Here is a 15,931-nt window from a genome sequence, read left to right on the forward strand (position 1 = left end):
TAGTTAATTTATAATCGCTTTATTCTTTGAAATAATGCCATAGGCTTTACCTTTTAAGGAAGCGTTTTCAAAAATGGAATTTTTTGATCTAGAATATATGTCACTTCTGCTAAATGTGTATTTAGTCTCTGGATTAAAAAGCGTCATATTCGCTTCGTTACCAATATTAATTGATGACGCTTCAGCACCAAATCTAGATTTCCCTTTAGTAAGTATTTCGATGGTTTTTTTTGTAGTGAATATATTTTGTAAAGCCCCAAAAGCACTTTCTAAACCGATGCTTCCGTAATCGGCATGATCGAATTCAATTTTTTTATACTCAATATCAATTGGGTTGTGGTCACTGGTAACCATATCTATAGTGCCATCTTTTAAACCTTCAATTAAAGCATCTACATCGTTTTGTGTTCTTAGAGGTGGTAGTACCTTAAAGTTCGTGTTAAAATCTGTGAGTACATCATCTGTCAAACATAAATTATGAATAGCCACGCTACAACTCACATTTAATTTTTTATTCTTTGCTTCTCTAATTAAGAAAACAGATTTAGCCGTAGAAATAGTTGGTATGTGTAATTTACCCTCTGTATACTCAAGTAAAAATAAATCGCGTGCGACTTGTAATTCTTCTGCTAAGGCTGGATTTCCTTTTAACCCAAGTTTCGTGCTTGTAATATGTTCGTTTACCACACCATTACCCGAAATTTTATTTTCTTGTGGAAAAGAACACACTAATCCATCAAAATTACTGGCATATTGCAATGCAATTTTCATAAGATTGGGATTAGCTATAGGTTTTTTATAATCATAAAAAGCAACAGCTCCCGCATTTGACATGTCGTACAACTCTGCCAGATCGGTTCCTTTACCTGATTTAGTAAGCGCGCCAATTGGTAAAAGAGAAACGCCGTGATTTGCCGATTTTGAGTTTACAAAAGCAACATCAGCATTCGAATCGATTACTGGATTTGTATTGGGGTTCATCGCAACGGTTGTAAAACCAGATTTGGCAGCAGTTTTAAGACCGTTTTCAATAGTTTCACGTTCTTCAAAACCAGGTTCGCCAAAGCATACACTACTGTCGAACCAACCTTGAGAAACATGAAGGTTATCTAGTTTAACTTCTTTATAATTTTTTGGATTTTTTAGTTTATTGCCAATTTTAGAAATCCTACCATTTTCAATTAATAAATCCTGAGTTTGATTGTGAAACTCACTATTAGAATCTATTATGGTAGCAGATTTTATAAGTATGTTCATTTAAAGTATTTTAAGATGAGCATTTCAATAATCAATAAAGCCAGTGCAAAAATAGCAAACCATTTCCACAAGGCATTAACTTTTGTGTCACTTTTTATAGAATTGAAGACATCAGTTATGGAAGCATCAGTTTTTAGATTGTCAAAATTTGATAAATTTTGATAGACTAAATCACTTTCATTTCTATTATAATTATAACTCACGTTAAGAATAGAACTTGCTTTGTTTTTTACATTATAGATACCATCTAAAGAAGGTGTTTCTGAAGTAGTAACAACTATTTTATTGCTAAACTGTTGTTGTTTCGGAATAATATTCACATTATTATTTGCTAACGATAAAATATCATCTTGCTGTAATTGAGTTGTAACATCAAAACTATTAGTTTCTCCAATAGCGAAATATAAATTTGGATTTTTCAAACTGAATTTCCCAATATTGTATAGCGTAGGAACTATTAATGGCGAGTTTTTGAAATTTGAATTTTCGTCGGCTATAGATGCTGTAAAAATAAAAACATTGCTATTCTGACTTAAAAATGAAGCTCCATTTTCTAGTTCTAAAATAGTTGTAGCTTGATTTGAAACGAGTCCGTAATAATTATTAACTTTTGGATATTGAAAGTTGCTCACCTCTTTTTCGAAAACGCCATTATTATATAAAGGATGCGAATAGTTAATTGAAGTTATGCGTTTTTCTGCATTAATAATATTGCTTAAAGTGATATTGTAATTTGATAGGAAGGTATTGTATGTCTGGTTAGAAATAGTCTTAGAAGGGATAACCAATATAGACCCACCATCTTTATTGAAAGATTGCAAAGCAGAAGCAAGGGCGGTTGGAATATTATTTAATTCATTTAAAATAATTAGACTTTGGGTACTTATATCGTTGTAATTAAGATTGGAAATCTCTGTAGATAAATAGTTAAACTCTTTGTCAGTAAAAATACGTTTTAAGTAGGAATCATCAATTTTATTTATTGAAAGAACATTAGTCTTTACAGGTGTATTAATGTTGAAAAACATTACGTTATCGAAGGTTAAACTAGTATCATCAATTACAATTTTACCATTTATAATTGTATTTCCAGGTAGTGTAAACGTGGTCTCTCCAGTTTTGTCTAGCACAATACTGGTTTTAGCAATTAGATTGTCGTCATTATATAATGATACTGGAACATTTTCCTGGTAATCACCGTTGTTTTTCAAAGTAACTGTAAGCTCTATGCCGCCAGCATTTGCCGAAGATATATAAGTGCTATCGATAGCTATATTGTTAGTGTTTACAGGTTCTAATTTCACTAAATGTAAACTGCTTAATGAATCTTTAAGAGGAATAAACGATTCTTCGCTTTGCTGAAAATCTGATATAAAAACGATATTATTTAAAACATCTTTGTTCTTGTTGAGTAAGGTTTTACACTTTAATAAAGCCGATTGAAGCGGCATCATATTGGAGCTATAATCCAATTGAAGCAATTCGTTCTTAATTGCTTTAATAGTTGTATTTTTATATATTTGATTGTTTGTAACTAGCGACACGTTTTCTTCTTCTGGAACATTACTAATAATGTCTTGGATAGCACGCTTTAAGAGCTCCCCTTTATTCCCTTTAGCTTGCATACTAAAAGAATTATCAAGGTAAATTATAGTTTCTTTTTTTTGATTAAATGAATCTGTTTTAGCTATAAATGGTTGTGTAAAAGCAAAAATAATAGTCGCAAAAAGTAACATCCTTGTACATAAGATAAGCCACTTTTTTATTTGAGAACTTTTTCTGGTTTGCAGAGTAGCTTGCTTTAAAAAAGCCACATTGGTAAAGGCTACTTTTTTGAATTTACGAAGTTGAAAAAGGTGAACAATTATAGGAATTAGCAGTAAAAATAGAGCGTAAAGAAGTTCTGGGTGTTTAAACTGCATGTCGTATTTAGATTTGTCAAACCTACATAAAATTTTTGATTTTTTTGATATAGAATAAAATGAAATTCCTTTTCAACTAGCAAAAGAAAAGGTAGTCTTCAATAGGTTTTAAGCCTAAACTATTCATATACTGCCTAATTTCTTTTTGAGCTAATTTATTTGCAACAGTAACAATGCTTTGTGCATTTTTAATATCTTTTAAGGCATTAAAGGCCTCTAACTTTTTACCATAAATATCACGTCCAATTTTTTTTGGGTTATCACAAATCCATCGAAAATAGACTCTTTTTTCAATTAATGTCTTTGCTGTTATTTTACCTTTAGCTCCAGCTCCCCATATAACCAATGTCTTATGTTGGTCATAATCAATGTCTAAAAAGTTAGTAATCTTTAAGCTTGAAAAATGATTTTCGGCATAATTAGAATCTGTTCGTGAAGATCTTGTGCTATAATCCCGCCAATAGTGAATAACTTCTTTACAAGGAATGCATTTATAATTGTGTTTATAAAAACGAAAAGCTAAATCATAATCTTCAGGATATACATTCGGATTAAAAGCATTACAAGCAGTTAAATCTTCTCGATAGGCCATCCAACAAGGTGATGGAATAACACATTCCTTATAGATTTCAGAATAGTTGGATCCAGTTTTAGTTAATTCATTTAGCCAATTTTCATAGCTTTTATAGCCAGTACCAATACCAGTTTCAGAAAAATAGTTTACTTGTCCAATAGCAATATGCTGCTTTCCATGCTTTAATAAGTTATTTACTAAAACTTGTAATTTATTAGGATACATTATATCATCACTATCCATCCTGGTAATGAATGATCCTTCACTATGTTTAAATGCTAATTTTAAAGCGTCAATAATGCCGCTTCCAGAGTTTTTTAAAAGCCGAATTCGGCTGTCTTGTTTGGCATGCGTTTTTACTAATTCATAACTAGAATCGGTCGATGAATCGTCTACAATCAGTAATTCCCAGTTGGTATAAGATTGATTTATTATGGATTGCAAGCATTCATCTAGAAAAACTGCTGTGTTCTTAAATGGAGTTAATATGCTTACAAGCGGATTTTGCATGTTGCGAATTTAACATAACCTTATGAAAATAAGCTGTTACAGAATCTTATTTTTGGCGTCAGCTTAAGAAATAATAAATACAATTTATGAAAACTAGAATTTTAGCCACCTTGTTAGTTGGTATTTTACTCGCCAGTTGTAGTTCAACAAAGAATACAGCAAACGATTTAGCAGTTAGTAACCCCATTATAACTGCGATCCATTTAGATAAAGTTACAGACGATAAAGCACCAGTAACTATTAATCCTGGACGTTTTACGATTGAAACAGTTATATACAGATTGCCAAAAGTAATTCAAGGGACCTATTCTGTAAGTAATTTTGGTAAATACGTTGACGATTTTAAGGCTTTTGATTATAATGGCAGTGAGATGCAAACAAGTAAAATTGATGAGAATTCATGGACAATCAATAATGCAAAGCAATTAGATAAAATTACATATTTAGTTAATGATACTTACGATATTGAAATTAACGGAGGTATTGGAAAGGATACACCATTTTCCCCTGCGGGAACCAATATTGAACCAGAAAATTATGTATTGAATCTGCATGGATTTATTGGTTATTTCGATTCTTTAAAAAATAACCAGTACAAATTGGAGGTTTCCGGATCATCAGATTATATACGTACTTCTGCATTGCAAAACAATGGAACTAAAACAAGTGAAGATGGCAAAAATATAACAACAACATATTTTGCAAATAGATATTTTGAAATTACCGATAACCCGATGATGTTTGGTAAGTTGGATGTAGAAGAATTTCTAGTTGACGATATTAAAATTGTTCTAAGTGTTTATTCACCAAACAAAGTACATTCAGCCAAATCGCTTAAAGACACATTTTTTAAAATGATGCAGGCACAAAAAAAATATTTAGGCGATATAAATAGCACCTCTCGTTATGATATTTATATTTATTTATCTGAAGGCAAAGAAGATTCTCCGAAAGGATTTGGAGCTTTAGAACATCATACTTCTACGGTTGTAGTTATGCCAGAAGCTTCACCTGCTGATGCCATGGCCCAAAGTATGATTGATATTGTATCCCACGAGTTTTTTCATATTGTAACTCCGTTAAGTGTGCACTCTGAAGATGTGCATTATTTCGATTATAACAACCCAACTTTTTCGAAACATTTATGGATGTATGAAGGTGTGACAGAATATTTTGCTACATTGTTTCAAGTAAACCAAGGCTTAGTAGAAGAGGCAGCGTTTTATAATAAAGTGATGGGTAAAATTCAATCGGCGTCTCAAATGAATGATGCTATGAGTTTTACTATAATGAGTGAGAATGTACTAAAAGAGCCTTATAAAGGAGAATACATTAATGTATATCAAAAAGGGGCTTTAATTGGTATGTGTATCGATATCTTGATGCGTGAAGAAAGTAATGGTAACCGTGGAATATTATCTTTAATGAAAGAGCTGTCCAATAAATACGGAAAGAATAAACCATTTGAAGACGACAAACTTATTGATGAAATTGTAACTATGACGTACCCGTCTCTGCGAGAATTTTTTGATACACACGTTATAGGTGATACACCAATAAACTATGTTGATTTCTTTGCAAAAGTTGGTTTAAAGATAGGTGAAGGAAAAGTAGAAACAAATTATATTTTAATGAATGGTGCCCCAATTGTAGGGGGCGATGGTCAAAAAGGAACCATCTTTTTTACTGGTATGGTTTTAGAAAATAGTTTTTGGGCAGAACAAGGAGCACAACCAAATGATGTTATTAAATCTATAAATGGAAAAGATTTGACCTTAGCAAATGCGAATCAAATATTGCAAGAAGTATTTAGCTGGAAACCAGGAAATGATATTGAAGTAATTTTGGATAGAAATGGGGAAGAAGTTTTGATTAAAACTGCAACAACAAAAACCTATACTACTGGTAAGGGCATTATGGAACAAGCTGATGCTACTGATGCTCAAAAAGCATTGCGCGAAGCTTGGTTAAGAGGATAGTTCAACAAATGACATAATTTATAAAAAAACCTGCTAGCTTAAAACTAGCAGGTTTTTTTTTTGAGTTTTAGTATTTAGCTGATTTTCCATTGCTTAATGAACCTTTCATGAATTCTCTTAAATCATCATTGGCTAAAATAAGATCTTCGTTTCTTAAATACATCATATGTCCACTTCTATAACCTTTAAAAGTAAAGCGGTCTTTCATTTTGCCACTAGGATCAACTTGCCACATAGTATATTTTGCACTAAAGTAAGTAGTTGCGCCATCATAGTAACCAGACTGAACAAGTACTTTTAAATAGGGGTTTTGAGCCATAGCTTGTCTTAAGCCATCACGAGTATTATCATTTCTCCTATCCCATGGTTGTACATCACCAAACACATTATACTTAACATCTGTTTTAAAATTTAAATGCTCGCGAATGTAATAGTTTATTGCGGGAGTAAAGGAATGTAACCAAGAAGTCAATTCTGAGCTATAATCAGGTCGGTTTCCGACTTCTCTTTTATCAATCCCAAGGTACCTTGAATCTAGTCTGCCAATAGTATGTCCTGTTTTATCTCTTAATAATTCTTTCCAAAAGAAGCTGGTTGGGATGTCCAAATTATTCTGAAGAACAACTTTATTATTCAAACCTGAATAATAAGCTATTTTCTTTGCAACTTCATTTTTTTTAGTTTCAGAAATAAATCCACCTTTAGCTAGGGCTGGCATTAAAGTATTAATAGCATAACCTTCAGATTCAGGTAAGATATCATCTAAATCTTTTTGTTGAAGTGTGGGAGGAAGCATTTTTTGATACCAAGCTGCTGCGGTGAAATAAGGTAAATTTAAAGCAGAGTACACAGGTTGATTTGTATTATAAAGCTTATAGTCGGAAGGAGAAACTAAAATAACACCATTTAAATACATCCATTGATTATTCTGTAATTCATTGGCTAGTCCCATTACGCGTGTTCCCCCGTAACTTTCGCCTATGATATATTTTGGAGATTCCCACCTGTTTTTTCTGGAAACAAATGTGTTAATCCATTCTGCTAAATATTTAATATCGGCATTTATACCGAAAAAAGTTTCCCTTTCAGGAAGTTTTCCTTCTTTGTCTTCTATCATTCTTGAATAACCTGTGTTTACAGGATTAACATAGACAATGTCGGCAACATCAAGGATCGAGTTAGGGTTATTTTTTATGCCATATGGCTGTATTGGATAACCTTCATTATCTATTTTTAAAATTTTCGGTCCAGTATAAGCAATATGCATCCAAATCGAAGCTGATCCAGGACCGCCATTGAATGAAATAACTAAAGGTCTATTCGTTTTATCTTTAATATCGTTTCGTTCGTAATATGTATAATATAATGTTGCTATAGGTACTCCTTTTTTATTCCAAACAGGCTGAGTTCCTGTAGTAGCTTTATAGGAAATATTAGCACCTTTAATTGTGGCATTATGATTGGTAACAACCATAGTATCCATTGGAATTTTTAAATTTTGAGAAAAACTTGTCAACGTAAAAACAGAAAAAATTAAAACTAAAAAATATTTCATGAAAATTGGATTGTGATTGATGGTTTAAAGATACTGAAACAAATATTAAAACCCTTCAAAAACACCAAGGCCAAATAGTGAAAAATCGTATTTAACAGGATCTTCAGAATCTAATTTTCGTAAAGAAGTATCAAGTTCTAATAATGCCTTGGCATCATTTTGTTTTCGTTTAAGTAGCCCTAGTTTTCTAGCTACATTTCCAGAATGAACATCTAAAGGACAAGATAATTGATTTGGAGAAAGATTTTTCCATATACCAAAATCGACACCAGCGTTATCGTTTCTAATCATCCACCTGAGATACATATTAATACGTTTAATTTAGATAGCATAAATTAATTAAAAGACTATCTAATTAGATATGCATATTTAAAGCTCTATTATTTTTAATCAAATATTATCATTTCATCTTTGCTTACTTCAATAATATCAAGAATACCAAATTGTAAATGTGTACTACTTTGAAATTCTATAGGTACTTCCGTTCAATGGTTTTTAGTTTAGTGATTAAAGAAATTCTTTTCTATCAGGTTCAGATTCCATAAACCTTGTGAATACTATTGGAATTTGAAGGGTTAATGCTTAAGATTTATAATATGCGCTTACCGCTATATAAAGTTGTATGTTTACACAAACATATTAATTTTTCTTGTTGCGCTTTTTGTTTAAAAATTACAAAACTCACAATTGGTCTATTTTTATTTTAATAATAAATTTTAACCCTAACAAAAGCGTAAATGAAAAAACAAATATTTTTAATATTTTGTCTACTAGGTACTATAGCAGTACAATCACAAACTTTTAACGATGGTATTTTAGAATATACAGTAATAGATGCCACAAATAACTATGTATCGTTTACAAAATACAATGATATATGTCCAACAGGAAATTTCACTATTCCATCAACAGTAGATGAAGGAGGTGTAACTTATACTATTACCAGTATTGGAAATGGTGCTTTTGATTATTGTATCGGCCTAACAGGTATTACTATCCCAGATGCTGTTACTAGTATAGGAGATGGTGCTTTTAATTATTGTGGTTACATAACAGATATTACTATCCCAGATGCTGTTAACAATATTGGAGATGGTGCTTTTGCTTATTGCAGTAGTATAACCAGTATGATTATCCCAGATGCTGTTACCAGTATTGGAGATGGTACTTTTTCTGGTTGTATAGGTCTAACCAGTATGATTATCCCAGATGCAGTTACCAGTATTGGAAATTCTGCTTTTTATGATTGTAATCGTCTAGAAAATATCACTATTCCAAATGCTGTTACTAGTATTGGAACATCTGCTTTTGAGAGATGTAGGTTTTTAACCAGCATCACTATCCCAGGTACTGTTACCAGTATTGGAGATAATACTTTTTATGATTGTTTTGACCTAACTAGTATCAATATCCCTAATACTATTACCAATATTGGAGATAATGCTTTTTATGATTGTAGAAGCCTGACTAGTATCACTATCCCAAATGCTGTTACTAGCATTGGAACATCTGCTTTTTATGGATGTACAAGTCTATCAAGTATCACTATACCAGATTTAGTTACCAGTATTCCAGATAGGGTTTTTGATAACTGCACTAATCTATCAAGTATTACTATCCCAGATACTGTTACAAGCATTGGAGCATTTGCTTTTTTAAGATGTTATAGTCTAACAAGTTTTACTATCCCAGATGCTGTTACAAGTATTGGAGATAATGCTTTTTCTCAATGTATTAGTCTAACAAGTATAATTATCCCAAATGCCGTAACCAGTATTGGAGATGCTGTTTTTGGTGATTGTATAAACCTAACGAGTATTACTATCACAGATGCTATTAACAGTATTGGAGGTTATACTTTTAGTGGTTGCAGTAGTCTAACCAGTATTACTATCCCAGATGCTGTTACCAATATTGGAGATTATGCTTTTCGTGATTGTATGAACCTAACGAGTATCATTATCCCAGATGCTGTTACCAGTATTGGAGATGGTGTTTTTGTTGATTGTAGTAGTCTAACCAGTATTAATATTCCAGACGGGGTTACAAGTATTCCACAGGTTGCTTTTTATCGATGTAGTAGTCTAATAAGTATTAATATCCCAGATGGAGTTACCAGTATTGGAGATAATGCTTTTAATTTATGTAGCAATCTAACCAGTATTAATATCCCAAATGCAGTTACTAGCATTGGAAATTCTGCTTTTGCTAATTGTAGTAGTCTAACAGATGTTATTGTAAATTGGTCAACCCCACTTTCTATAAACCAAAATGTATTTAGTTTAGCACACATAGTAAACTACACAATATTAACAATGCCATCAGGTACAGAGTCTGCATATCAAGCGGCACCAGTATGGCAAGACTTCAGTAATTTTGCACCATTAAGTACATCAAACCCTAATATAGAAGCTGCTATCAATATATACCCAAATCCTGTAAAAGACGCATTAAATATTAAGTTAAACGAAGGTTTACAATTAAAACAAATTAATATTTATAATACTTTAAGCCAGTATTTGTATTCAGTGAAAACATCAAAACTAAATGTTAGTAATCTAACTAGCGGTATTTATTTTGTAGAGGTTGTTACTAATCAGGGTCAGTCGACTAAAAAGATAGTTATAGAATGATTTTATATTAATAAAATTTAAATTAGAAATTTTCAAAAACTCCAACACCAAATAGCGCAAAATCATATTTAACAGGGTCTTTTGGGTCTAGTTTCCTTAAGGCTGTGTCTAATTCTAAAAGTGCTTTAGCATCATTTTGTTTGCGGTAGAGTAAACCCAATTTTCGGGCTACATTACCAGAATGTACGTCTAATGGACACGATAGTTGAGATGGTGAGAGGCTTTTCCAGATGCCGAAATCAACGCCAGCATTGTCTTGTCTTACCATCCAACGGAGATACATATTTAGCCTTTTTGCCGCAGAATTTTTTAAGGGATCGCTAACATGTTTTTGAGTTCGTGGGAGGTGTTCAATTTCAAAGAAAACGTGTTTAAATGCTGAAATAGCTTTTTGTAGTGAATTCCTTTCTGCATGATTAAAGAAAACGGATTCGAGGCCATTATGGTTTATGTATATATGTTTTAAAGACTTAATAAACTGAATACAGTCATCGCCATTAAAGGTTCTATGTACAAATGGTTGGAGTTTTTCTAAATCTGTTTTTTGATGATTAATAATAAAATCATAAGGAGAATTGTCAAGTAAAAGCATTAATCGCTTCGCATTATTTATGATGCTTTTACGGTTTCCCCAAGCGATAGTAGCAGTTAAGAAACCAGAAACTTCAATGTCTTCTTTTTTTGTAAACCTATGTGGAATTTGAATAGGGTCACTTTCAATAAATTTGGGATTGTTATATTGTATTACTTTAAGATCTAGAAATTCTTTGAGTTCTTTTTGATGCAAAATAGTAGAATTTAATCTTTGATTATTTTCCCATCAACCATAACTAGTTTTCTATCGGCCATATCAGCTAACTCTTCATTATGTGTGACAATTACAAAGGTTTGACCAAACTCATCGCGAAGCTTAAAAAAAAGGTTGTGTAGATTTTCGGCAGATTCGCTGTCAAGATTTCCAGAGGGTTCATCAGCAAAGATTAAATCCGGATTGTTAATTAACGCCCGTGCTACAGCAACACGTTGTTGCTCGCCACCAGATAATTCATTTGGTTTATGGTTGTAGCGATGTGCTAATCCTAAAAATTCTAAAAGCTCTTTCGCACGGTTTTCAGCATCTGCTTTTTTGGTTCCTTTTATAAAAGCTGGTAAGCATACATTTTCTAAAGCAGTAAACTCGGGTAGTAATTGATGAAACTGAAAGATAAAACCAATATGTTCATTTCTAAATTTTGCAAGGGCTTTATCGTTGAGTGAATTAATTTCGGTATTGTTTATGCTTAGGCTGTATGATTCTGTTTTAGAAGCTTTGTCTAGTGTCCCTAATATTTGTAACAATGTTGTTTTTCCAGCCCCTGAAGCTCCCACAATGGATACGATTTCGCCTTTTTTTACATGTATATCGACACCCTTGAGAACTTGTAATTCGTCGTAATATTTGTGTATGTTTTTTGCTTGAATCATAACTAAAAATATTGATGGTGAATTTACTATTTTAAGTTGTGACGTACAATTAAGAATGCTTTTTATTGTAAAGTCGTGTTTTAACTTTATATTTAATCAAAAAGAAAAACTAGATTTAAAAGATTAGAAAATTATGCCTTACAAGAAATTTGAAGAGTACAATATACAAGTCACAGACGATGTTAAAGATCGCTATAAGAAAATTATTGAAGATTTAGGAGAAGATACAAATAGGGATGGCTTAATAAAAACACCTGAACGCGCTGCAAAAGCTATGCAATTTTTAACCCAAGGTTACGATCAAGACCCTGTTGATATTCTTAAAAGTGCCATGTTTAAGGAGTCTTATAACGAAATGGTTATTGTAAAAGATATTGAATTGTATTCACTTTGCGAGCATCATATTTTACCTTTTTTCGGAAAAGCCCATATAGCATACATCCCTAACGGTCATATTGTTGGGCTTAGCAAATTACCCCGTATTGTTGATGTATTTGCTAGACGCTTGCAAGTACAAGAACGCTTAACAGAACAGATTTTAGATTGTATTAACGACACCTTAAAACCTCAGGGAGTTGCTGTTGTTATTGAAGCGGCTCATATGTGTATGATGATGCGGGGGGTTCAAAAACAAAGCTCTATAACAACTACTTCTGGCTTTCGTGGTCAATTTGAGAAAATTGAAACGAGAAATGAATTTTTAAAGCTTATCGGCAAATAATTTTGGTATGTTTCTTGCTTTCAATTAATTAAATTAATTATTGAATGAATAAATACAAAAAATTAGGATTAAGCTTATTATTAGATGGCTGTGGATATATTTCTTTTATATTTCCGCCTTTCGATTTTGTTTGGGCTCCTGCTTCTGCATGGATTATGACAAAACTTTATAAAGGCAAAGAAGGCAAGATAGCTGCGGTTATTTCTTTTATAGAAGAAGCCTTACCAATGTTAGATATTATACCAACATTTACACTTATGTGGTTATACACTTATGTCTTTAAAACTAAAGAGACAACTATTGAAGTTTAAAAAACACCCTTTCAATCGAGATAATATTGAGAGAAAGGGTGTTTTTAGTTTTATAAATTATAAGTAAAACCTAGGTTAATATTTCTTCCTATATTGAAAATACCATCAGATTTTAAGCGAGATAAATGATTTATATATTCCTCATTTGTTAAGTTATTTCCAGAAACGGTAATTAGTAATTCTTTATTAAACAAATTAAGTGCACCACCAACCCCTGCGCTTAATAAATTAAAACTGCCGTTTGAAGCCTCAAAATCACTTACATTATTTTGTTCAAATGTTGATTGTAATTTCACAAAAGCATAACCCTGTTTTATCCAAGATTTTTCGAATTCAATTCTTACAGTATTTGTGATATTATTTGCAGGAATTAAGGGTAAAAAACTATCATCGTCTAATTTTCCAGTAACGGCTTGGAAACTAGATTCTAGATGCAACCAATCTAACGGATGTGGATGTAAATGAAACCCTAATTCACCACCGTATAATTTAGCGTCTTCCTGTAAATACACATATACGGGGTCGCTATCAATGACATTTCCATTGGGAGATAAATAGATATAATCATTAATCATATTATAAAACCCATTTGCAAAAAATTCAATATGTTCATTTTTGAACTCTATTGCTAAATCTGCCTGCACATTTTGTTCGTTTTTTAAATCGCTACTCCCAATTTCATAACGGTTTGTACCTTCATGAGTTCCGTCTGAATATAATTCAGATAAATTAGGTGCTCTAAATCCTGAAGCAATATTTATTCGTGCTGTTACATTTACTATAATATCGGTTTTAAAACCAATAGCCCCATTGAAACTATTAAAGGTTCTGTCCAAATTGTTTAAAACTTCAACCGAACGATTATCAAAACGCGCACCCAATTGAATATCTGTATTATCAAAATGAATATGTGAAGTTGCAAAAACGCCAATATCATTTGTTGTTGCATCAGGAATTAAAACTTCTTCACCATAATTACTATTGGTTTGGTGCATCCCTTGAATACCAATAATAGTTTCAAATTTACCTAAAACGGGTAGGTTATATTTAATATCATAATTAGCGGTTTGTAATTTCATGTGAAGCGCTGCTTCAAGAACCTCATCTTCATCATCATGTTCTTCTTCATCTTCGTCATGGTGATGATCTTCAAATTCTTTCCTGTTATTATAAATAAAACCCAAACTAACATCAAGACTTGAGTTATTAAAAAATAAAGTCGATTTCGAACTCAAAATATGATTTGTAATATTTTGAAAGGGAAGAAGTGGTGTTCTATTTTTTGATTGTTCTGCAATTTCTTCAGGAAGTCCAATTTTTGATTGGTTCATATTATATCGAAACTCTGTTTTAAAATTTGCTTTTTGATAGCCTATGCCAGCTTTAAAATCTTTTTCACTAAAACGTGAGTTTGTAACACGATACGAATTGGTATTATAATCAGAGTGTTCTGTTATACTTCCTCTAAACAATAATTTAAAGTTGTTTACTGAGGTTTTATATCCGGCATTTGTATTGTAACCGTTTGTGTTGGAATAGTAATTGGCACTAATATCTCCAGTAGCGGTATTCATTGCTGCAAAGCGTTCAGGATTCAAATACAATACACCTCCCAAAGCATCACTACCATATAATAAAGATGCTGGACCTTTTATAACCTCGACACTTTCAATACCTGCACTGTTTATGCCTAAACCATGCTCTTCGCCATATTGTTGATTTTCTAATCGAATGCCTTGCGTGTAAACTAAAACCCGGTTTGAACTTAAACCACGAATAACAGGTTTTCCAATGCCTAAACCTGTGGTTACACTTTCAACTCCAGCGATATTTGTAATACCATCGGCTAAGGTAACTGCTCCATTTGCACGTAAATCTTTAATAGATTTCCGCTCTACTTTCATTACATTATCACTTTGTAATTTATGAAACGGTGTGGAAATTATAATGTCTTCCATCTCAATGGCAGAAGGTTTTAATGCTATATTTAACTTTTCCGTTGTAGGTACAGTGACTTTAAATGACTGACTTTTATAACCTATAAATGAAATTAGTACGCTGTAATTCCCGGTGGGTAAATCGTTTAGAATAAAGAAACCATTTTTATTGGTAGTACTTCCTTTTTCAAGTTGAGGTAAATAAATATTTGCGAATGTGATAGCTTCTTTTGAGGAATCATCAATAACAATTCCAGTTAATGTATGCTGTGCATACAGGTTGCTAATTGCTAGTAAAAGCAACAATTTCATTGTGTTTTTCATTTTTCAATTTAATTAAGTATTAACTCTTTTACGATTTATATAAACCGACATTGTTTTTAACTGAAACTAGTTCAGTACACTAAAAATTAAATTGACATAGGTGGTCCGCGCAGCGAAAAATGTAAACGTTGATAATTGCTTAGAAATAAATATTGGTTAGAAACTTCTTTACTCTGATTATTTTCAATAAATATTGCAGCAGAATATTGAGGAAGTGTAAAATTATTATTTAATTTAAATTTATAAAATTCGCAGTCTAAATCTATTTCATGTAAATGTGTTGTTCTTTCACCTTTACAAATTTCGTGTTTGTGTTTATGATGCGTAAAAACATGAGAAAACTTAATTACAGAAGGAATAGCTATTGTAATTATTAATGCAATAGCCAAAATCTTAAAAGCAATATGTTCTTTTAAGTTTTCCATTAATCTACAAATCGTTTTAGACCTATTCTACGAAGCATCTTTTTTTCAAAATTCCAGAAAAACCTATATTGACCAAAAAGCCAACCAAAAAAAACAAGCATGAATTGATATACAATGAATAGAAGGAGAATACGAGTTACCCAATAGCCAAAACTGCCGAAGTTTTCAATGGTAATATTAAAAAAGTGTAAAATGGGTTTGCCTATATAAGAAGCTGTTGAACCAGTAATAGCAAAAACAATTAAAATGACAACAATTTGCCAGTTATTATTTATACCCCAGCGATCTTTTAATTTTTTCACATTCACAATTTGAAGCA

The 15,931-nt window shown here is 31.9% G+C and carries 13 protein-coding genes and 1 pseudogene; 4 read left to right on the top strand and 10 right to left on the bottom strand.

Annotated features, from left to right (window positions below; genetic code table 11):
* Positions 1–3: 3 nt before the first annotated feature.
* From AC2D6V_RS15065 to AC2D6V_RS15075, 3 genes are all read right to left on the bottom strand, one after another.
* Positions 4–1,257: a dihydroorotase gene (locus tag AC2D6V_RS15065; protein ID WP_484649823.1), complete on the bottom strand. Its 1,254-nt coding sequence runs from the start codon at positions 1,255–1,257 to the stop codon at positions 4–6.
* Positions 1,254–3,179 carry a vWA domain-containing protein gene (locus tag AC2D6V_RS15070; RefSeq protein WP_484649827.1) on the bottom strand — a complete coding sequence of 642 codons (1,926 nt, stop codon included), beginning with the start codon at positions 3,177–3,179 and terminating at the stop codon, positions 1,254–1,256. The genes AC2D6V_RS15065 and AC2D6V_RS15070 overlap by 4 nt, the downstream gene beginning before the upstream one ends.
* Before the next feature lie 76 nt (positions 3,180–3,255).
* A complete protein-coding gene (locus AC2D6V_RS15075) occupies positions 3,256–4,263 on the bottom strand; it encodes a glycosyltransferase family 2 protein (RefSeq protein ID WP_484649830.1) in 1,008 nt (335 codons plus the stop codon).
* An 86-nt stretch (positions 4,264–4,349) separates the two neighbouring features.
* On the opposite strand from AC2D6V_RS15075, the gene AC2D6V_RS15080 reads away from it, so the two are divergent.
* A complete protein-coding gene (locus AC2D6V_RS15080; RefSeq protein WP_484649832.1) occupies positions 4,350–6,242 on the top strand; it encodes a M61 family metallopeptidase in 1,893 nt (630 codons plus the stop codon).
* Positions 6,243–6,309: 67 nt separating this feature from the next.
* Here AC2D6V_RS15080 and AC2D6V_RS15085 read toward each other — a convergent pair whose 3' ends face one another.
* Together AC2D6V_RS15085 and AC2D6V_RS15090 are read right to left on the bottom strand one after the other, a co-directional pair.
* Complete coding sequence (locus AC2D6V_RS15085; RefSeq protein ID WP_484649834.1) at positions 6,310–7,797, bottom strand: S10 family peptidase; 1,488 nt, start codon at positions 7,795–7,797, stop codon at positions 6,310–6,312.
* A 45-nt stretch (positions 7,798–7,842) separates the two neighbouring features.
* Positions 7,843–8,115 (bottom strand): annotated as a pseudogene (locus AC2D6V_RS15090) (DUF2400 family protein); the annotation flags it as partial.
* Positions 8,116–8,534: 419 nt separating this feature from the next.
* Between AC2D6V_RS15090 and AC2D6V_RS15095 the strand changes: the two are divergent.
* The gene (locus AC2D6V_RS15095) at positions 8,535–10,430 is read left to right on the top strand and encodes a leucine-rich repeat domain-containing protein (protein ID WP_484649836.1); all 1,896 of its coding nucleotides are present in this window, start codon (positions 8,535–8,537) and stop codon (positions 10,428–10,430) included.
* Positions 10,431–10,452: 22 nt separating this feature from the next.
* Here AC2D6V_RS15095 and AC2D6V_RS15100 read toward each other — a convergent pair whose 3' ends face one another.
* A complete protein-coding gene (locus tag AC2D6V_RS15100; protein WP_484649838.1) occupies positions 10,453–11,217 on the bottom strand; it encodes a TIGR02757 family protein in 765 nt (254 codons plus the stop codon).
* 11 nt (positions 11,218–11,228) lie between these two features.
* Positions 11,229–11,894: an ABC transporter ATP-binding protein gene (locus tag AC2D6V_RS15105; RefSeq protein WP_484649840.1), complete on the bottom strand. Its 666-nt coding sequence runs from the start codon at positions 11,892–11,894 to the stop codon at positions 11,229–11,231.
* 133 nt (positions 11,895–12,027) lie between these two features.
* Between AC2D6V_RS15105 and folE the strand changes: the two genes are divergently transcribed.
* Positions 12,028–12,615: a GTP cyclohydrolase I FolE gene (folE, locus tag AC2D6V_RS15110; RefSeq protein WP_484649842.1), complete on the top strand. Its 588-nt coding sequence runs from the start codon at positions 12,028–12,030 to the stop codon at positions 12,613–12,615.
* 44 nt (positions 12,616–12,659) lie between these two features.
* The gene (locus AC2D6V_RS15115) at positions 12,660–12,926 is read left to right on the top strand and encodes a hypothetical protein (RefSeq protein WP_484649845.1); all 267 of its coding nucleotides are present in this window, start codon (positions 12,660–12,662) and stop codon (positions 12,924–12,926) included.
* 50 nt (positions 12,927–12,976) lie between these two features.
* Here AC2D6V_RS15115 and AC2D6V_RS15120 read toward each other — a convergent pair whose 3' ends face one another.
* The 3 genes from AC2D6V_RS15120 to AC2D6V_RS15130 form a co-directional block, all read right to left on the bottom strand.
* On the bottom strand, positions 12,977–15,187 hold the full coding sequence (locus tag AC2D6V_RS15120; protein ID WP_484649847.1) for a TonB-dependent receptor: 2,211 nt from the start codon (positions 15,185–15,187) through the stop codon (positions 12,977–12,979).
* Between the two features lie 86 nt (positions 15,188–15,273).
* Positions 15,274–15,612 carry a hypothetical protein gene (locus AC2D6V_RS15125; protein WP_484649850.1) on the bottom strand — a complete coding sequence of 113 codons (339 nt, stop codon included), beginning with the start codon at positions 15,610–15,612 and terminating at the stop codon, positions 15,274–15,276.
* The gene (locus tag AC2D6V_RS15130) at positions 15,612–15,914 is read right to left on the bottom strand and encodes a DUF6787 family protein (protein WP_484649852.1); all 303 of its coding nucleotides are present in this window, start codon (positions 15,912–15,914) and stop codon (positions 15,612–15,614) included. Before AC2D6V_RS15130 ends, AC2D6V_RS15125 begins: the two co-directional genes overlap by 1 nt.
* Positions 15,915–15,931 lie beyond the last annotated feature (17 nt).

The sequence above is a fragment of the Algibacter sp. YIN40 genome, from assembly GCF_057219435.1.